The sequence below is a fragment of the Mangrovibacter sp. MFB070 genome, from assembly GCF_000705335.1.
GTDB lineage: Bacteria > Pseudomonadota > Gammaproteobacteria > Enterobacterales > Enterobacteriaceae > Mangrovibacter > Mangrovibacter plantisponsor.
Window position 1 is genome coordinate 26527 of the sequence record NZ_JJMI01000035.1, and the last position, 18623, is coordinate 45149.

The window sequence follows — 18623 nt, forward strand, 5'->3', positions numbered from 1 at the left end:
AAAATTCATTTTCCGACTTACACAAAATTATTAATTTCAGAATGTGGGATTGAATTGAAATGAACTATACCCCTATTTTTTACAGAAATTTTGATTGATTCCAAAATCATTCTACAGAGTCTGTTTTTGACTCATGCCTGATATTTATTTTGAACATTGCTGCCCCCTCTGACTCCCCGGCGTGACGGGTCGTCAGCCGACTCCGCTAACCGGCAAGGCAGGTCAGCACAGCATTTTTTTGTCCAAGGTCATATAAATTGAACTTTTTAAATGTAAAATAGCATGGCGATGGTATAGGAAATAGCTATTATCATACATGCCCCATGTTATTACTTTGTTAATGTACAATCGAGGTTACTATGAGCGAACGTTTTCTAGGAAAACTCTTTGGTGTTTCCTTTTACAGCCCTATTAAATTGGATAGTATTGTCCAGTTAGTTGGAATTTTTCCAGAATTGATCTTGAAGCAAACTGAGAAAGGTGACAAAACGATAAAAGAAGCTACCGACGATATTATCGTGGAGGTTTTTAGTTTCTCCGAAAAACTCCAACAACCTGACTCATCCACGTTTATTGAACTATTTGAAATCGAATTATTGAAGAAAGAAGAAGAATCATCTAATAGATATATTTCTGACCCAAGTGAAATGAAGTGGAATTTTTATATCCGATTCAAAATATCAGAACCCTTAGGATCAGATCAAAATACTCTGCATTTTTTAGATAAATACACCATTGAAGCCGATGCAAATCAGACCTTAAAGGATACTAAAACTTTAGTTTTCAAAAACTCAGAATTCCTAAGTTACAAAGAAACTTTTATTGCGTCAAAAAAAGTTGAGCAATCCTTGATATTAGCTTTTTCAGAATTAGGAATTGGAATAACCTACCCTAAAAATTTAGCTTCAGAAGCCATGTTTGAAAAAATAAGAACGATAATTGAAGATGATTTTTTTACCAAGCATACAACTATATACGACACTTATTATGAAAGGCCGCTAATTCACTTTAGTGACAAATTCGGCATTGTGATGTTTCAAGAGGGCTCAATTCCCTTTGACGGTAAGGCTTCAGAGGAAAAAGAACCTGCAGACACAAATAAACTTCATTCCTTTTTTAGCGATAATTACAATCAGCTTAATAACACATGTATTACCGATTATAATTTCAAAAAATTTGAAGTGGCCACATCGATATTTACAACATCAATTTTCGAGGACTCACTAATTAATAAGATAATACTTTCAATGACAGTCATAGAAGTCTTATCAAATAAAGTCAGAAAATCCGATGAAGAGCAAAAAGGCATAGATTATTTAGTGAATATTGTTGATAAAAAGAATGACATTGATGAAAACACCAAGAAAAAACTCATACAATCATTAGACTCAGCCAGAAATGAATCCATAGGAAAAAGCTGCAAGACATTGGTAAAAAATTTACTAGGAGGGAAGGATGCGAAGTTATTCTATAATCTTTATGAGTATAGATCTCAATTAGTTCATGCCGGTGTTTTAAAAGACGATAAAGAGGAAATGTACAAAATATATTATGACGCCTATAGCTTATCTAAAAGGCTGCTAGCTGCATATCTAAAGCAACTAAATAGCTCGACTTATTGAAACGATCTATTTATTAATCTTGAGAGTTAGGGATTCTTTTTAGCATGTATCCGTATCTGGAGAGATAACATCGCAGCTTTTAGTCACTAAAGGGTAATCTAAGCAGCTAACTGGTTACGTAACTGGGGCATGGTGAGCCCCTTGCTCAAAAAAAGTGCTGTACAATGTTGATAGAGCGAAGTGATAGTGAACAACTGCCCCATCATCTTAACAAAACAGGTATGGCGGTTAGCCTACTAGCAGGATAACCGCCTTTGTTTTCAATTTCAGCGAGCCTTTTTCTATATGTCCCTTCCGCAAGACACCAGTAATACACCAGACATTTCAGATACTCTTAAAGGTCAAAATGCCGCCCGGCTTATCATTGATAATGATCCCGCAGCAGTTCATATCCATGATCCCAGAACCATCGAGTTTGCAGATGCCATGATCGACACTGCTGCAGGCGAACTTAAAAACGCCGCCGGTATACTCAAAAAAATGGTTAAGGGTGCGGCTGCAAGCGCAGAAGATCTAGCGGTGGCAACCTTCCAAGGTATCATCGAAATTATTCAGAACGCAGATGATGTAAGGGCGACTAAGGTATGGTTTGGACTAAGATCAACTGAAGCAGGTAAACAGCTACTACTTGTCCACAATGGCACTCCAGTAACCTGCCTCAACGTTCTTGGGATGGTTCTTCCTTACCAAACTTCCAAGACCAATAGAATAGACCAACGTGGCCGATTTGGGATTGGGATGAAAACTCTTTTGCGCATTGCCGACTCAATTTCCGTACACTCTGCGCCTTACCATTTTTCATGTAATCAACTAGATTTTAACCGCTTGCCACCTGAACCAGCTCTTCCTGGTTTTTATGACCCGGGACACCATACGCTGATTGTCGCAGATCTTAATTCAGCCTTTGATGATGCTGAGCTCATTGAATGGTTTGATTCATGGCGCCATGAAGGATTACTGTTTCTAAGTTCGGTAAGCCAATTAAAATGGTGTGAACTGGATGGCAGTATAAAAAGCGAACGCTCGCTGGATTTTTCAAGCTGGAAGGATACTGGTTATGAGCTGCAACACCCGGGAATCAGAAAGCTGCAATATCGATACGCTAAAAGTAAAGAGGATGACTGGACTGTTTGGCGAGCATCGGTAGCCGTTCCTGAACATTTACACCCAGCTCATAAAACACGTAGTGAAGAAACAGATATTTCAATCGCCATTTCGTCACAGCCGGTTAACTCAGGAATCTTCATTGGCTTTCGTACCGATATTCCCTCAACGCTCCCTTTTTCATTAGATGCACAATTCGATCCTAGTACGTCACGTGAGTCCATTATAGAAAATGACTGGAATCGATGGTTAATAGATCGAACTGCAGAAGTCGTTGGAAATATAGCCGCTGGGATGCTAATTACCAGCCCCAAAACGGCATGGAATCTCATTCCACTCTCAATTGAGGGCGTAGATCCAGGCCGTAGCTCAATTCTTAACAAGCGTTTTTTAGCCGCGCTAAAAACAACCAGAACATGGTTATCTCAGCATGCCCTGATACAACTACCTTTAGGTAATTATCCTTTTTCTGATCTCAGTTACGAAGAAGACATACTAACTGGTTTTCTGACCGAAGAGGATGTCGAACTCATTCATAAAGGTTTGCATGCTTTACATAGAAGTACCCGGGATAGCCAGGATCGCTGGCGTAGTGTTATGGATGAACTCAATGTGTCAAGACTTGTCGATACAGGTGAATTACTTGATGCCATGGAAAACCGGATATTCAATTTTAAACCTGCGGCATGGTGGGTCAATGCAGGGGCATGCCTTGTTGAGAATCATGAAAATACCGAATTATTTGAACGTCCCTTCCTGCTTTCTCATCTTAATGAACCAGTTTCCTGCAAACCGAAAGCGCAAACTTCAATCCCTCTGGTTTTGAACAGCCCTTCTGATTTTTCTTTACACTGGGGGCTGATGGAACGACTGCATTCAGATTATGCTGATAAGAGTACTGGCGAACCAGTCATTGCATGGCTGGATAACCACGCCGCTTTTGTCAGCCAAACCGACACAGCTATCGAACTGAATGCCTTTGCAGAGAAATTCGAAAAAAGCAGCATTGAAATATCTGAAGATGAGCTCCGCTTACTTCGGGACAAATTTGATTATCTACGGGACACCGAAGCAAAGGTTATAGGGACTAAAATTGGCACTATTCTCAAACTGGATGGATATGTCTATGATGGTGTTCGGATGCTCCGACAAAAAGTGCGCCTCTCAGAAAGCTATCTGTGTAAAACCCTAGATGGTGAAAACTCAACGTGGCCTGATGCCGCCGGGAAAACAGATGGTATTCAATGGGTTGGAGCCAAATATGAAACCATTTTGAAAACCAATATCACCAAAGGAGCAAAACGCAAACGCGAGGATGGAACACAATCTCGGGGACCCAGAAAGTTTCTATTCCTGCTTGGGGTTGAATCATCACCTCGTATAGAGAAAGTGAATGAAAACCTCTATTGGGGAACAGAGCTCCGTAAAAAAGAACTCAGGGAACATGGAGCTGAGCTGGTTGATTACGACTATGAATCACCAGATCTTGAGCATGTCATTCAAAATATCAAGGAAGCCACTAAGCAGCACGCGAAACAGCGAAGTCCTGCGCTGGTCCATACCCTTTCCAAAAACTGGCATCGCCTGTATGCCCATGTTTCAATGGTCCCCTCCCTTCACAAAGCGATTAAGTACTTTTATAAAAAGGGAAATGTCACAGCTGCGTGGCTGAATACACTAAGAAGTGTCGATTGGGTTGCGGTCGGTAAAGGAGAAACTGTTTTTTCTAATATTGCTGTGTTGAAGACCCCAGAGACTCAAACGCTTTACCAGACCTTCATCTGCGGGGTAAATGCCAAGGATATTGATCTCGATTTTTTAACCGCATTAGGCATCATTACTGATGTCAGAATCAGTGACCTACTAACTCAACTTAAGGCCTTACGTGACAGCCCGAGAATGGTAGATCAGACTCAAACACAGTCGATTTACCGTGCAATTGCAAAACGCTGTCCTTCTTCCGAGTCATATTTTTCATCGAAAGTGGGCGAACTCACTATCCAGGAGCTCAGGAGTCGCTTTCTAGAGGGAAAAGGACTCGTTTATGTTCCCTCAAAAGGATGGGCTAAACCAAACGAATTACTTAGAGGGCTAGATATTTTCCATGGCCAGCGACTTTTTGTGCCTGGAGGCTCGTCGTCCAATTGCCAAAACCTTTGGCGTACACTGAATATCCCCGAACCAAGCATTGATGACTGTATCCAATGCTGTCGGGAACTGACTCGTGAACAGTATGATTCAAGAATAGAATCTCAGCTTATGGATGTTTATCGTTACATGGAGAAATTGCTGGAGCATGCAGAGCGCTACCATAAAGATAAGTTACGGGTACTACCACTGTTCTGCTCGACTGGCTGGGTAACTCAACGCCCAATTCACTACGTGGACAATCCAGAGCTTCGGCAGCAATTAAGTAAGAGGCTTCCTACCCTTCATTGCTGGATACCGCCTTGTGATATACAGGATTTCCCTAGACTGGTTAAAGCACTTAGAGTAAAAGAACTGAATCCTGAACTTCAGATTCTCGGTAATAATTCCTACGCTAAAGAGCGTGGTGACCAGGAAAGATTACGTTTTGGGCATGCTGTTGAACACCTGTCAAATGAGCTTGCCAGAAGTACCCCTGAATTACGTGAAAAACTCGTTATAAGCTGGGATACTCTTAGGAATACTCAGCTCTATGTTTACGAGCACCCCATCACAATCCGTGCATTGTCTTCGGAGTTCCCTGCTGGATTTATTGAAGTTGCTCTTAATGCCGTGAGTTTGAACCAATCCGAAGTCTTCCATTTTTATAATGACGCAATCGGCAATCGTGATTCTGGAGGATGGCTTATTGCTTCTCTGTTTCCTGCAAAAGAACGTCGGCGAATTGATGGCGAATGGGTTCTTGCTTGGCAAAAAAGCTGTCACTCAGCGGCAGAAGCAATCCGCCTTGCGAGTGACGAGGCTCGTACTGAAGCCATGGAAGATATAATCACCAATATTAACGGTTCGGTAAAACACAAAATTAACGTTACTCCACCGAAGAGCCGATCAGTTGGAGCGAAGCCAAGAACACTGAAGCCATCGGTAGGTGCTATGGTCGGAGCTTCGCTGCAGATCAAGGCTGCACCCTCAAAATCTACAGCCACCCGTGGAGGATCCCGAGGACTGAAAAATACCCCACCAGTGCCCCAACTAGGTCCAAGTTCATCAGTTCCCGCACCGGTTGCCTATACCAACGCAGATCTTGAGCAGAGAGCTTGGGAGCTACTTTCCCAAGCTCTGGACACAACCGACGATCAGAGGATTATTGATTTCAGACGCAATCATGGTGTGGGTGCCGATGCCGTTATTGACTGGAAACAGTTTATCGAAATGAAAGCCACTGGCCGTGGTCCCCAGAACCAGATAGAGATGTCTAACAATGAGTACTTACGCGCTAAGGAACGTGGAAGCAACTTTATTCTGGCTCTTGTGTCAGGACTTGAAACAGGTCAGTCGGATGAAATCAGGCTCATAATTGATCCTGTTAATTGTGCCAACGTAATCCCTACTAATGGGGTCAGATTAGGTGGGTTACTTGATGCCCCCTCCGTTGTTATTGAGTTTGAGAGCAGAAATGATGAATAGATAATCCTTGGCGATTCACCACATTCAGAGTGGGGAACTCAAACTAGTTTTATGTCACCTGTGTCATTGGTGGTCACTCTGGTGGTCTTGACAGAAAGCGACTTCCGATTTAGCTTAATTATTAGCCAGTTACTGGCAAAGGCGATCCCAGTCAGAGGAGCCAAATTTAAGAAGCCTGCTTAAGGAAACTTAAGCGGGCTTTTTGTTTTTATGCCCATATCTTTCTGCAATGCAAAGTAACTAACCTGTCTGCGTCCGGCCAGTAACCATTCACCTCGTGAGTAATGAAAGTGGCTGCGGTTGCGTATTTTCCTCAGTAAATAAGCCCGCGAATGCACTTGCTGATTACCTCTGTAGCCCGGTTTTTACCCCGGCCGCAAAACCTCACGCGCTCTGCCACCACTCACCATGAAGATAGTTCATGTTGGAGTGAAATTAACTCTCTTTCTCTCGTTCATCTGCTCTGGCATAACTATGCCTATTAACTTATTGATAACATGATGACCGCGATGAATAAAGATTTTACCTTTACGGTTACAAGCAGTGTGTTCGACGAAAATTACAACCCGTCAGAAAACACGCGTATTACCACCAACTTTGCCAACCTGGCCCGTGGGAGCAACCGCCAGCAGAACTTGCGCAACACACTGGTGATGATTAACAACCGTTTTAATAACCTGGCCCATTGGGATAACCCTAAAAGTGACCGCTACGCCGTTGAGCTGGAGATAATCTCCGTTGAGATGGCTATTCCGGGAACCACCACCACTTTCCCGGCAATTGAAATTTTACAAACAACGATTGTCGATAAAAAAACCGGGCAGCGCATTGATGGTATTGTGGGCAATAACTTCTCTTCATACGTGCGCGATTATGACTTCAGCGTGTTGCTGCCAGAGCATAATAACAACCAGGCGAATTTCACTATTCCGGAACACTTTGGTGAGTTGCACGGGAATATATTCAAACACTTTGTTAACTCCAGTACATACCAGAAAAACTTCAGGAAAACGCCGGTTATTTGCCTGAGTGTTTCAAGTAAAGACACCTATCAGCGCACCGGGAATCAGCACCCGGTGCTGGGTATTGAATACCAGCCTGGCAGCACATCGTTAACTGAACAGTATTTTGCAAAGATGGGCCTGCAGGTGCGCTACTTTATGCCAAACAACAGTGTTGCGCCGCTGGCATTTTATTTTTCCGGTGACTTACTCCGTGATTACACTGACCTGGAGCTTATCAGCACCATCAGCACAATGGAGACATTCCAGAAAATTTACCGGCCAGAGATCTACAACGCCAACTCGGCCGCCGGGCAATGTTACCAGCCAGACCTCAGTCACCAGGATCATTCACTCACTACCATTGTTTATGACCGCGAAGAGCGCACGCAACTGGCGATTGAGCAAGGTAAGTTTACTGAAGCGCATTTCATTAAACCCTACGAAAATATTCTTGCGCAGTGGTCCGATAACTATGCAATTGCTAACCATGCAAATTGATTAACGACGTATAAAAGGTTTTTTATTATGAAAAAATTGCTACCCACTTCCACGGCTGGCAGTTTGCCCAAACCGTCCTGGCTTGCACAACCAGAAACCCTGTGGTCGCCATGGAAACTGAATAACGGTGAACTGGCTGAAGGGAAAAAAGATGCCCTGAGCCTGGCGTTGTATGATCAACTGCGCGCAGGGGTTGATATTGTCAGTGACGGCGAACAAACCCGCCAACACTTCGTCACCACGTTTATTGAGCACCTCAGTGGTGTGGATTTTGAAAAGCGTGAAACGGTGCGTATTCGTAATCGCTATGATGCCAGCGTACCCACTGTTGTGAGTGCCGTAGAGCGCCAAAAACCGGTGTTTGTTGACGATGCCAAATTCTTACGCCAGCTCACCAAACAGCCAATCAAATGGGCCCTGCCCGGCCCAATGACCATGGTAGATACGTTGTATGACAACCACTATAAAAGCCGTGAAAAACTGGCCTGGGAATTTGCCAAAATACTCAACCAGGAAGCCAAAGAGTTAGAAGCCGCGGGTGTCGATATTATCCAGTTTGATGAACCGGCATTTAATGTCTTCTTTGATGAAGTGAATGACTGGGGGATTGCCGCGCTGGAAAGAGCCATTGAAGGGCTTAAATGCGAAACGGCGGTGCATATTTGCTACGGCTATGGCATTAAAGCCAATACCGACTGGAAAAAAACACTGGGTTCAGAATGGCGCCAGTACGAAGAGACTTTCCCAAAACTGCAGGCGTCAAATATCGATATTATCTCGCTGGAATGCCATAACTCCCATGTACCAATGGACCTGCTGGAACTGATCCGCGGTAAAAAAGTGATGGCAGGAGCCATAGACGTGGCAACCAACAAGATTGAGACACCAGAGGAAGTCGCCAGGACGTTACGCAACGCACTTCAGTTTGTTGATGCCGACAAGCTATACCCGTCAACTAACTGTGGCATGGCGCCTCTCTCCCGCCAGGTAGCCAACGGTAAGCTCAATGCGCTAAGTGCCGGAGCTGATATTGTCCGCCGGGAACTGGCAGCCAAATAATTACGCCCACAAAAAAGCCTGCGCAAAGCAGGCTTGAGTCTGATGACAAACTTTATGTCCGCACAGAACGAGAGGATGTCACCCAATAAAAAACCAGGAAAATCAATTTATTGACTTTCGGCTGCTCACTAAAAAGAAGGAAAAAACACGTTTTATCCTTCTTTTTCATCAATTTTAAGCCTGCACTAAGCAGGCTTTTTAATTATTGAAGCTGATGTACTCGCGCTTTCGTGAACCGGGTGCCAGTTAAAGCTTAATGGCTCTCATCTTCACGATTGCGGGTAACAATCAGTGGCTCAATATCACTCTCTTTCTGGATAACCAGAGTTTCATCCCCGCGCAGGCAGGCACCACCATAACTGCCGCCGACCGTGAATGTGCACACCTGCAAATAGCGCCCGGAGACTTTCGGCAGGCACCACAATTGCTGGTAGATATTTTTCCGGTCAACAAATTTGCCCTGAGTTTTATCCAGCACTTCATCCTGCCCGCTGATAAGGTCAATGTTGCTGCCGCAACGGCCCGATATCGGCTTCACAGCATAACCGGTTTTCGCCAGTTCCTCGTTCACGTGGAAATCTGTATCCAGCAAATAGCGGTGGTGAGGAAACAGCGACCACAGCACCGGCAGAATCGCCTTGTTACCGGGGATTACTGTCCATAATGGCTCAAACACCATTACTTCCGGGCGCAGCAACACATCAATTAACCGGACTTCATTTTGTGGGTGGCCGGTACGAATAGGAACCGCGGCATATTCTGTTTCGCTGACTTCCCGTACCTGTTCAATCGCCGTTTCCCATGCCCAGGTTTTCCAGACACAGTTAACCAGCCTGCCTTCATCGTCAATCAGCTCCCCGGCACTGTTCCAGCTTAGCGAAGAGAGGCCACAAACCACCTTGCACTCAAACCCGGCATTTTCCAGCGAGCGCTGCATAAACATTGCATGGTATTTTTCCTCCACGTCATCATCCAGCATAATGTGGACAAACGGGCGCGCATCACTGTGTTTCCAGGCACCGGAGAGTTCATCAAGCAACCCTTCCGCCGGGTTATACCCCATACCCGGGTAACCTTTTTTCGCCCATTCACTGAGGATCAACCCGCCTTCTGTATGGCAGGAAGCCGAGTCTGCGTTGTACTCATAAACTTTTATCCCCCGCTCGTCCATGCAAAAGTCCAGCCGTCCTGTAACCATGTGATGACGGCGTTGTTGCCATGACAGGCGCAAACGGGGCCAGAGGATTTTCGGGATATCAAACAGTTCCAGCAGGCTGTCGTCTTTAAGCACTTTATCTGTCGCATGCAAATACATTAAATGCAGCTCATTGGTTGCTTTGATCAGCTCCTGCTCAGCATCTTCGCTAATGGTGAAATAGCGGTAAGGGTCCTGATTAATGCTGTAGCCGTTAGCAGCGATGTACGCTTCCTGCAGCGGGTCTTTGTCATTAAGCCAGCGGCCATTAAACTGCCCCTGCTCAGAAAGCCTTGCACCTGTGATAGCCAGTTTTTTAGCGGGAATTTCCGGTTGTGGCAGTGTGCCCTGCGTGTCATCGCTCTGAACCATCCACCCCAGAATCGTGGTGTCATCAAAGGTGTCTTTGAGTGTGTAGTGGCCGTCTTTCACTTCCAGCACCAGCTCCCTGGTCCATTGCTGGCCTGCCGGTAGCGGGGAATGAATAACATTCTGTTCAGCGATACGCACTTTATTGCCCAGCAATTGCGTGATAACAGCTACATGGCCGGTATGTTTGAATTCCCCGCCCTTTTGCCAAATAAGCAGTGCACCAGCAACAGGAGGCCGGGTGGCACCATTAGCCACAGCCTGCAATGGCAGCAAATTGTCGTTTACTACCTGGCGCAAAAAACGCAGAGAAAAAATCTCATACGCCATGCCCACATCCGTAAACACCACACCATAGTTCAGGAACATAAAACGCCGCGCGAACTCCACGCATTGCCATTTATGCCCCATATATTCGTTTCCGATATAACTGCGAAATGCAGCGTCATCAGGAAAGCTCTGCGGATCCAGACTGCTGTAATTAGAGGAATAGATAGCAACCCCGCCAGGTGCATACCCTAACAATGTGCCAAATGGCGCATCACACCCGGTTGTTCCTTTACTCATGTGCTGACCTTACATAATACGGCCTGAGTCACTCCCTTTACCCTTCCGTCATGCTCTTCGGCTCAGGCGCTGTCCAGACGGAGAAGTCATTATCATAGCACTGCGCATCGTTTTGCCAAGCCAGTGCCCGGGTTACAGCACTGTGTTTTTTAGGGGCTGATTTGTATCAGTTTGTCTCAGTAAAGCCAGATTAACCGCCCCCAGGAGTATGCATAAAACTGTATATATTCAATTTATTACACAAGGCTTGTGGAGCAGAGTTGTTTCTGTCTTCACATGATAACTCGAAAAAACCGCACGATTAGGGCAACGCGCTCTGAGCAATCACCTATGGTTATTGGCATTGCAGGTTCCATAACCAAAAAGGAGCAGACACATGTCAAAAGGTCTCAATGGTAAAGTGGCCCTGGTAACAGGCGCGGCCCAGGGTATTGGCCGTGGAATTGCACTGCGGCTGGCAGAAGAAGGTGTGAACCTTGCGCTGGTTGATCTCCAAAAAGAAAAACTGGCACATGTGCTGGAAGAAGTCACTGCGAAGGGTGTCCGGGCCACGACATTTGGTGCAGATATCAGTCAACGTGAAGATGTTTACGCCGCAGTTGACCATGCAGTTAAAGAGTTAGGTACTCTTGATGTCATGATTAACAATGCCGGTATCGCCCAGGTCAAACCCATAGCCGATATCATGCCTGGTGACCTGGAAAAAATTCTGAACATTAATATTGGCGGCGTGACATGGGGTATTCAGGCGGCTGCCGCAAAATTTAAGGCGTTAGGAAAGAAAGGTAAGATTATTAGTGCCTCTTCTATTGCCGGGCACGATGGTTTTGCAATGCTGGGCATGTACTCGGCAACCAAATTTGCCGTTCGCGCCCTTACCCAGGCCGCGGCCAAAGAATATGCCAGCGCGGGTATTACGGTGAATGCCTATTGCCCGGGAATTGTAGGCACTGATATGTGGGTTGAAATCGATAAACGCTTTTCTGAAATAACGGGCGCCCCAGTGGGTGAAACCTACAAAAAATATGTTGAAGGCATTGCCCTTGGCCGCGCGCAAACGCCAGCAGATGTGGCAGCACTGGTCGCGTTCCTCTCCAGTGATGATTCCGATTATATTACCGGCCAGGCCATCCTGACCGACGGCGGGATTGTTTACCGTTAATTAATCCGCTTCACCAGACAACACAGGCTGCATACGCAGCCTGTGAGTCTGATGACAAACCTCATATCCGCACAGAACCAGAGGGTGTCACCCAATAAAAAACCTGGAAAATCAATTCATTGATTTTCGCCCGCTAACTAAAAAGAAGGAAAAACCACGTTTTTTCCTTCTTTTTCATCAATCTGACAGGCTGCATACGCAGCCTGTTCTGGTAACAATCCACAAAGAGTTAACGCAGGTTGGCAGATTTGGTTCCATTCAGCACATCTTCAATGGCAGAGCTCAGTTCGTTGATTTCAAACTTCGCCACATAGCCATCTGCACCCACTTTGCGCACATGATCTTCGTTTGCTGAGCCAGATAACGATGAGTGAATAATAACCGGAATACGCTTCAGGGACTCTTCACGTTTAATATTACGGGTCAGTGTAAAGCCATCCATTTCAGGCATCTCAAGGTCAGTCAGCACCAGGCCAATTTTATCACTGACCGGTACGCCTTCACGCTGGGCGTCATCCATAATTTTCTTAATGCAGTTCCAGGCTTCAAGCCCGGTTACGTTAGAAATAAACGGAATACTCATCGCATTCAAAGCCTGTTCCAGCATAGAACGCGCAACTTTTGAATCCTCCGCAACAATCGCCACTGCGCCGGGTTTCAGGTTGAACCGCTTCGCTTCCATGGTTTCTTCATGTACTTCGCGCGCGGTTGGAATGATGTCGCACAGGATCTGTTCGACATCCAGCACCAGTGACAGGCGGTTACTTGCCGGGTCCGTGTCCAGGCGGGCAATACTGGTAATGTAGCTGTTGCTCACCCCCGCTTCTGCCGCGTGAACCTGGCTCCAGTCAAGGCGCACAATGTCATCCACTGTTTCCACAGCAAAAGCCTGGGTACTGCGGGCATATTCCGTAATCAATAAAATATTCAGCCCCGTTTCTGGTTTACACCCAACCACGGCTGGTAAATCAATAACCGGTATCACCTGTCCACGAATATTGACCATTCCCATCATCGGTGCCTGCATACCCGCCGCTTTGGTAAGCACAGGCATAGGCACAATTTCTCGTAATTTGAATACGTTTATGCCAAACAGTTCCGGTGGTTCTCCCGGGCCGGGCACACCCAGGCGAAACAGCAACAACTCGAACTTATTGGATAGTGTGAGGTTTGTTCTTTCCTCAATCTCTTTTTGAAAGTTATCCATGTTTTCCTCAGTGTGGTCGGTGTTGGGGTGAGATAACAAAACAACACGAGTGATTGAGACAAAGACGTAACATATTTCCTCGCCTTCACTTCACGTGCTAACAGCAATTTTTGACCAGTTATCATTCTTTATCGGCAGCGCCCGGCAAAATTACAGTTGTTAATCCACCTTTTTCAATTTTCGTTAAGCTGTACAACATTTTTATTGTTATGCCCGAATTATTCAGGAGAAAACATACCTCTGGCGAGGTAACTGGTGCGAGGTGACGCACAAAATTGAGGTGTTCAGAAATGCAAAACACCGCACAAGGCGGTGTTTCAACTTAAAGCGCTGCTTATCCCAAAAAATTAGCCTACCAGCATCAGTTCGCGATTTTCCAGAGACGGGCGGGAGACCAGGGATAACAAAATATCTTTCACTGCCTGAGCCTGAGGCGACAACTGGGCGCGTGCCGACAGGTTCAATGACAAAGGCAGGTTCATTGATGGTGTGGTGATTCGGGCCATCCAGCCATTAGATGCACTGACTAAAGAGCGGGCTGCAGACTCCGGCAGCACTGTAACGCCCATACCACTGGCAATAGCGGCAGTTAGTGTTGAAATAGACTCGATTTCACCAATAATTTTGGCAGTCAGGCGGCGCAGTGAAAATGCTTCATCAACACGCTTACGCACAGCACTGTAATCGCGTGGTAAAAACAGGTTCATTTCTGCAACAGCGGCGAGGTCAACGGTTTGCCCCGGGCATTCGCTGGTGCCAACCAGGTATAATTCTTCTTTCAACAGAGGCTGGCTGGTAATACCGGCTGTTGGTGCACGGTCATACAGTACGGCCATATCCAGTTGCCCACTGAGCAATTTATCATTCAGTACTGAGCCACTGTTTTCATGCAGATATACCAACACATCTGGCAGTTCGTTACGCACGGACTGCAGCAACGGCATAATAATGGAAGACGCTGCTGTACCTGGTGCCAGGCCAATGGATACTTGCCCACTTAAGGTTTGCCCAACGTTATTCACCGCGAGTTGAGCCTGTTCACACTGGCGCAAAATAGTACGAGCATGGGCGTAGAGAATTTTTCCGGCTTCTGTCGGTGTTACTCCACGTTTAGTGCGGATTAACAGTTGCTGATCCAACTCCCCTTCCAGGGTAGCCACCTGCTGGCTTAGCGCTGGTTGCGCTATGTGCAAGACTTCAGCGGCCTGAGTCAGGCTACCAATATCGACGATTTTCACGAAGTACTTCAGTCGTCTTAAATTCATTTTGCCTCCTGTACGGAATGCCCTTGCCATGTCGGCAGCTATCATGTCCCTGAATGTATAGCAATATGCTTGCCAGTTTTCTGAAACTCCGTTTTTGTGGGCTAACAGGCTGGATAATAAGAGAAACTAATCAACTCACCCATTGTCATTACTAAAACGCGGGAATGCACCTGCCCCATAAGAGACACTTATGCACCATAGCAGTGCACATCATGCCTGTTTTGGGTAAAAAAAAACCAACTGCTGAAATAGCCAGCAATCAGTTTTAAAATTGCTTTCCAGGCTTTGACAACCTGTTACACCCTCGTTATTATGCGCCCCGTTCACACGATTCCTCTGTAGTTCAGTCGGTAGAACGGCGGACTGTTAATCCGTATGTCACTGGTTCGAGTCCAGTCAGAGGAGCCAAATTTAAGAAACCTGCTTAAGGAAACTTAAGCAGGTTTTTTGTTTTCCTGCGTCCCTGATGTTAACTCAGAATCGCATCCAGCCTGGCAAGCACCTCATTTACAACAGCGTCAGGTATGCGTTCCAGCCGCATGCCGTTCCGGGCAGCCATATCAATGGTTCTGGGCTGATCGCAGCGAATAACGCCCGTTGTTTTTGTCCCCGCCCCTTCCAGTGAAACGGTGAAACCAGCTGTACGTGCAAAGTTTCCGCCGCTGGTGACGGGAACCACTACCGGTAGCCGGGTCAGCTTGTTAAACGACGCCTTCGATACGATGAGTACCGGACGTTTTCCACTTTGCTCGTGGCCAGCAATCGGATCCAGTGAAACAAGCCAGATTTCCCCTCTGTCCATTTACAGGATCTCCTTGCCTATCGCAGGCGCATCAATCCATTCCCGCTCCTCTTCGCTCATTTCAGCGTGCGGATCGCACTGTGCCAGCAGCTCCTCAAGCGAATAATGAGGCCGTTTCTGGGGTTCAATAATCAGGCAACCATTATTAATGGTCATGCCGACTTCACTGTCCGTCGACAGCTCCAGCGTTTTCAGCACGGCGGGAGGAACCGCAAGCATGATGGATCCGCCAACCTTTTTCAGACGAGTTGTATACATAGCATACCTCCGAATATTATATTTTAATATAACACCAGAGGAAGGCGATGCACAATTTTCAATCAGTTCCATTGTGGTTAATCTCCTTAGCACGACAAAAGTAAGCCCGATTCCTCACTGTGAACTTCTGGCTCAGCAACATGGGCGGTTTGCGGGATTACAACCTTTATAACCACCTGCTCCCCATACAACAGAACTCACAGGCCCGTGGTTTACACCACAAAATCGTAGTGCGTGCCGTCTGGCAATTCGATATCCAGGCGCAGTTTGCCACCTGCTGCTTCCACATAACGTTTCAGTGTGGAGAGTTTCAGGTCCCGCCCGGGTTTCTCCATACCGGCAACGGTAGGCTGGCGAATACCCAGGGCCTGAGCCATTTCTACCTGAGTTTTCTGCACTTTTTCACGCAGTTCTGCCAGGTGGATATTCAGCATAATATCGGCTGCTTGTGCCTGAGCCTCTGCTACCACGCCCTTTTTCTCTGCAGCAATAATTTGTTCCAGTGTTCTGCCCATCGCATTACTCCTGTGGCTCTGGTTTTCTCAACCAGTCGTTAAATTCACGGTCAGCAAGCGGGACCATCACATCATAAAACCGCTTACCAAATGTTACCTTATGCCCGGCGCACAACACGACAGCATTGCGAAATGGGTCAAAGGCAAAAAAGGCGCGAATGGGTTGCCCACGGCTTTGAATGCATAACTCCTTCATATTGGAGTAGCGAGAGCCTTTAACGGTATCTGACCAGGGGCGAGGAGGTACCGGCCCTCTCTCCCTCAGTACCATTAATCCGGCCAATACACTGGCGCGGTCAGTATCATCCAGTGCCGTGAACCAGGCATCAAACCTGTCTGTTGTTTTAATCTTCCACTCAACGCTGCCTCCGCAGAATATAGCCCCCAGGCAATATAGATACAAAGCTATATTTGTAAATAATGCTTTGCCACCCATCCACGAAAGTGTGCCTGAAATAACGGTGTCCGGAGTTCTGTAAAATAGAAAAGTACAGGCCCGCTTCCATAAAAGAACAGCGGGCCTGAAAACGTTATATTTTATTGCGGGGCAGCCCTCACGAGCTGGCGAAAAGATTACTTACGCACCACCTTTGCGCTGTCGATAGGTGAAAATACCGTGTGACCTGCCCCCTGTATTACCGGTGCGGGTGGTTTATCACGGTTCTGGTAACCCACATTATTATTACCCCATAAATTCTCATAGGGCATACCAGCCAGCGCTTCCACTGCCGCCCGCGTTGCCTGTGGCACATTTGCCACCAGCGCCACACCATCCTTATGCATTTGTTCTGTTGCTTCGCGCAGCAGCGTATGGGTTTGCAGGTTGAGCTTAAAGCGCAACGAGATAACAAAACCGCAGGCAAGCACAATGACGGTGCCAATACTCAGAATAAACAAAATGGTATTACTGACGGTGGTACTTTGGGTGGCCTGCCCGGAAACAAACCCGGAGAGCTGCAAAATTACCCCCACCAGCATTACCGCACCTGCCTGTGAAGCTTTGCGGGTCAGAGTCATGATGCCGGCAAAAATCCCTTCCCGGCGCTGCCCGGTAATAACCTCATCCACATCCGCAATATAGGTGTAGATATTCCATGGAACATAATTGATACCACCACGCCCTAACCCGGCAACAGCCGAAACCAGTAACAACAGCGCCATGACATCATTCAGGCCTGCATACCACAGCACAGCCCAGGCAAGGCAACTGGCACCAAACAGGGCTACAACCATGCGGTATGAAGGTGCTGGCCCAAAACGGATGCACAGAGGAATCATCCCCACGACTGCAATAAACTGCAAAACGGCCATGGTCCCGAGCAAACTGGAAGCAACTGTGGCGCTTTGCATAAGCACAAACACGACGTAATAGGTGAATACCGCATTAAACACATCCTGCGCGATGTAACCGCCCAGATACATCCCCAGATGCTGGCGGAAAATACGAATGCGCAATGTGGAACCCAGCTCAACAAACAACCGGTGCAGGCTTTGGCGCAGCGTTAACCCCTGGCGCATTTGTTCAGCTTTCAGGTGGCTTTCCGACCACGCCTCACGCGGGCGTTCCCAGGTAAAAAACCACACCAGAGTCAGCACAATGGCGCAAATAGCCGCGAACACCAGGCTTGCGTAAAAGAATGAAATAGCATTCTCTTTCCCGAAATGGCTAATCAGTATTCCGGGCAAAAACGCCGCCAGAATAGCCGATAACTGCGCCATCGAAATACGCGCGCCAGAGAAGCGAGTTTTTTGTTTAAAATCATCGGTCATTTCCGGCACCAGAGTTTCATAAGGCACCAGAATCATGGTGTACACCACATCAAACAGTAAGTAAGTGACCAGGTAATACCAGAATGGCATGCCACTAAGCCACATCAGGCAATAACTGAATACACAAGGAATACCTAATAAGATAAAAAACTTGCGTCGTCCAAAGCGTTTGCCAGCCCAGGTATTGCCGAAATTATCTGTCAGAAACCCCATTAACGGGCTGACCACTGCGTCCAGCACGCGTGCCAGGGCGAATATCAGCGTCGCTTCAATGGGTGATAAACCGCAAAAGGAGGTATAGAACCAGAGCAACCAGGCTGCAGTCAATGCCGTGGTGCCTGCGCCGAGGAAATCCCCCGAGCCATAGGCAAGATAATGAATTAACCGGGGAGTACGTGTCTTCATAGTTTTACCCTGTCGTGGTTAGTCATACAGGCAATAAATCCCTTATTCACAACACGTCGGAAGAAGGTCAGATTCAACATAAGGCGTTCCCTGGTGTGAAACCTTTGCTTTTTTGCCACCCCGGCACCCAAAGTGGCAAAAAGGAGAAGATCCCACCTTGCTTGCTCACCATTCTGAAATACCGTTTTTTTAATTCAGAAAAAACG

The 18623-nt window shown here is 46.6% G+C and carries 13 protein-coding genes and 1 tRNA gene; 6 read left to right on the forward strand and 8 right to left on the reverse strand.

Going from position 1 to position 18623, the window contains the following annotated elements; genetic code table 11:
- The first annotated feature begins 359 nt into the window (after positions 1 to 359).
- The 4 genes from DT73_RS17060 to DT73_RS17075 all read left to right on the forward strand — a co-directional run bounded on the left by DT73_RS17060 (position 360) and on the right by DT73_RS17075 (position 8902).
- Positions 360 to 1622 carry a HEPN domain-containing protein gene (locus DT73_RS17060; RefSeq protein ID WP_036112077.1) on the forward strand — a complete coding sequence of 421 codons (1263 nt, stop codon included), beginning with the start codon at positions 360 to 362 and terminating at the stop codon, positions 1620 to 1622.
- Positions 1623 to 1907: 285 nt separating this feature from the next.
- Positions 1908 to 6341, forward strand: a complete 4434-nt coding sequence (locus DT73_RS17065) for a sacsin N-terminal ATP-binding-like domain-containing protein (RefSeq protein WP_036112079.1) — start codon at positions 1908 to 1910, stop codon at positions 6339 to 6341.
- Between the two features lie 509 nt (positions 6342 to 6850).
- The gene (locus DT73_RS17070) at positions 6851 to 7843 is read left to right on the forward strand and encodes a DUF1852 domain-containing protein (protein WP_036112534.1); all 993 of its coding nucleotides are present in this window, start codon (positions 6851 to 6853) and stop codon (positions 7841 to 7843) included.
- A 27-nt stretch (positions 7844 to 7870) separates the two neighbouring features.
- On the forward strand, positions 7871 to 8902 hold the full coding sequence (locus DT73_RS17075) for a methionine synthase (protein WP_036112082.1): 1032 nt from the start codon (positions 7871 to 7873) through the stop codon (positions 8900 to 8902).
- Positions 8903 to 9155: 253 nt separating this feature from the next.
- On the opposite strand, the gene gss is transcribed toward DT73_RS17075, so the two are convergent.
- Positions 9156 to 11033 (reverse strand): bifunctional glutathionylspermidine amidase/synthase, encoded by a 1878-nt coding sequence (gss, locus tag DT73_RS17080; protein ID WP_036112085.1) that lies wholly within the window; start codon positions 11031 to 11033, stop codon positions 9156 to 9158.
- Between the two features lie 376 nt (positions 11034 to 11409).
- Here gss and DT73_RS17085 point away from each other — a divergent pair, with 376 nt between their 5' ends.
- Positions 11410 to 12195, forward strand: coding sequence for an acetoin reductase (locus DT73_RS17085; RefSeq protein ID WP_036112088.1), 786 nt, complete (start codon positions 11410 to 11412; stop codon positions 12193 to 12195).
- A gap of 229 nt (positions 12196 to 12424) precedes the next feature.
- Here the strand turns inward: DT73_RS17085 and DT73_RS17090 are convergent, their stop codons facing one another.
- Positions 12425 to 13402: a chemotaxis protein gene (locus tag DT73_RS17090; RefSeq protein ID WP_036112091.1), complete on the reverse strand. Its 978-nt coding sequence runs from the start codon at positions 13400 to 13402 to the stop codon at positions 12425 to 12427.
- Positions 13403 to 13749: 347 nt separating this feature from the next.
- Entirely contained in the window at positions 13750 to 14667 is a 918-nt protein-coding gene (nac, locus tag DT73_RS17095; protein WP_036112094.1) for a nitrogen assimilation transcriptional regulator NAC, read from the reverse strand.
- A gap of 332 nt (positions 14668 to 14999) precedes the next feature.
- Here nac and DT73_RS17100 point away from each other — a divergent pair.
- Positions 15000 to 15075 (forward strand) — tRNA-Asn (locus DT73_RS17100).
- Between the two features lie 61 nt (positions 15076 to 15136).
- Here DT73_RS17100 and DT73_RS17105 read toward each other — a convergent pair.
- The 5 genes from DT73_RS17105 to DT73_RS17125 form a co-directional block, all read right to left on the reverse strand.
- Complete coding sequence (locus DT73_RS17105) at positions 15137 to 15469, reverse strand: type II toxin-antitoxin system PemK/MazF family toxin (protein ID WP_036112097.1); 333 nt, start codon at positions 15467 to 15469, stop codon at positions 15137 to 15139.
- Complete coding sequence (locus tag DT73_RS17110; protein ID WP_036112536.1) at positions 15470 to 15727, reverse strand: antitoxin; 258 nt, start codon at positions 15725 to 15727, stop codon at positions 15470 to 15472.
- A 212-nt stretch (positions 15728 to 15939) separates the two neighbouring features.
- The gene (locus DT73_RS17115) at positions 15940 to 16242 is read right to left on the reverse strand and encodes a helix-turn-helix domain-containing protein (protein ID WP_036112100.1); all 303 of its coding nucleotides are present in this window, start codon (positions 16240 to 16242) and stop codon (positions 15940 to 15942) included.
- A gap of 4 nt (positions 16243 to 16246) precedes the next feature.
- A complete protein-coding gene (locus tag DT73_RS17120) occupies positions 16247 to 16621 on the reverse strand; it encodes a type II toxin-antitoxin system RelE/ParE family toxin (protein WP_036112539.1) in 375 nt (124 codons plus the stop codon).
- Between the two features lie 194 nt (positions 16622 to 16815).
- Entirely contained in the window at positions 16816 to 18417 is a 1602-nt protein-coding gene (locus DT73_RS17125) for an MFS transporter (RefSeq protein ID WP_036112104.1), read from the reverse strand.
- Positions 18418 to 18623: the final 206 nt, after the last annotated feature.

Excerpts from the sequence above, each read along its gene's own strand:
- DT73_RS17125 (WP_036112104.1), bottom strand. The coding sequence starts at position 18,417 with ATGAAGACACGTACTCCCCGGTTAATTCATTATCTTGCCTATGGCTCG.
- DT73_RS17090 (WP_036112091.1), bottom strand. The coding sequence starts at position 13,402 with ATGGATAACTTTCAAAAAGAGATTGAGGAAAGAACAAACCTCACACTA.
- DT73_RS17115 (WP_036112100.1), bottom strand. The coding sequence starts at position 16,242 with ATGGGCAGAACACTGGAACAAATTATTGCTGCAGAGAAAAAGGGCGTG.
- gss (WP_036112085.1), bottom strand. The coding sequence starts at position 11,033 with ATGAGTAAAGGAACAACCGGGTGTGATGCGCCATTTGGCACATTGTTA.
- DT73_RS17105 (WP_036112097.1), bottom strand. The coding sequence starts at position 15,469 with ATGGACAGAGGGGAAATCTGGCTTGTTTCACTGGATCCGATTGCTGGC.
- DT73_RS17110 (WP_036112536.1), bottom strand. The coding sequence starts at position 15,727 with ATGTATACAACTCGTCTGAAAAAGGTTGGCGGATCCATCATGCTTGCG.
- nac (WP_036112094.1), bottom strand. The coding sequence starts at position 14,667 with ATGAATTTAAGACGACTGAAGTACTTCGTGAAAATCGTCGATATTGGT.
- DT73_RS17070 (WP_036112534.1), top strand. The coding sequence starts at position 6,851 with ATGAATAAAGATTTTACCTTTACGGTTACAAGCAGTGTGTTCGACGAA.
- DT73_RS17065 (WP_036112079.1), top strand. The coding sequence starts at position 1,908 with ATGTCCCTTCCGCAAGACACCAGTAATACACCAGACATTTCAGATACT.
- DT73_RS17060 (WP_036112077.1), top strand. The coding sequence starts at position 360 with ATGAGCGAACGTTTTCTAGGAAAACTCTTTGGTGTTTCCTTTTACAGC.
- DT73_RS17075 (WP_036112082.1), top strand. The coding sequence starts at position 7,871 with ATGAAAAAATTGCTACCCACTTCCACGGCTGGCAGTTTGCCCAAACCG.
- DT73_RS17085 (WP_036112088.1), top strand. The coding sequence starts at position 11,410 with ATGTCAAAAGGTCTCAATGGTAAAGTGGCCCTGGTAACAGGCGCGGCC.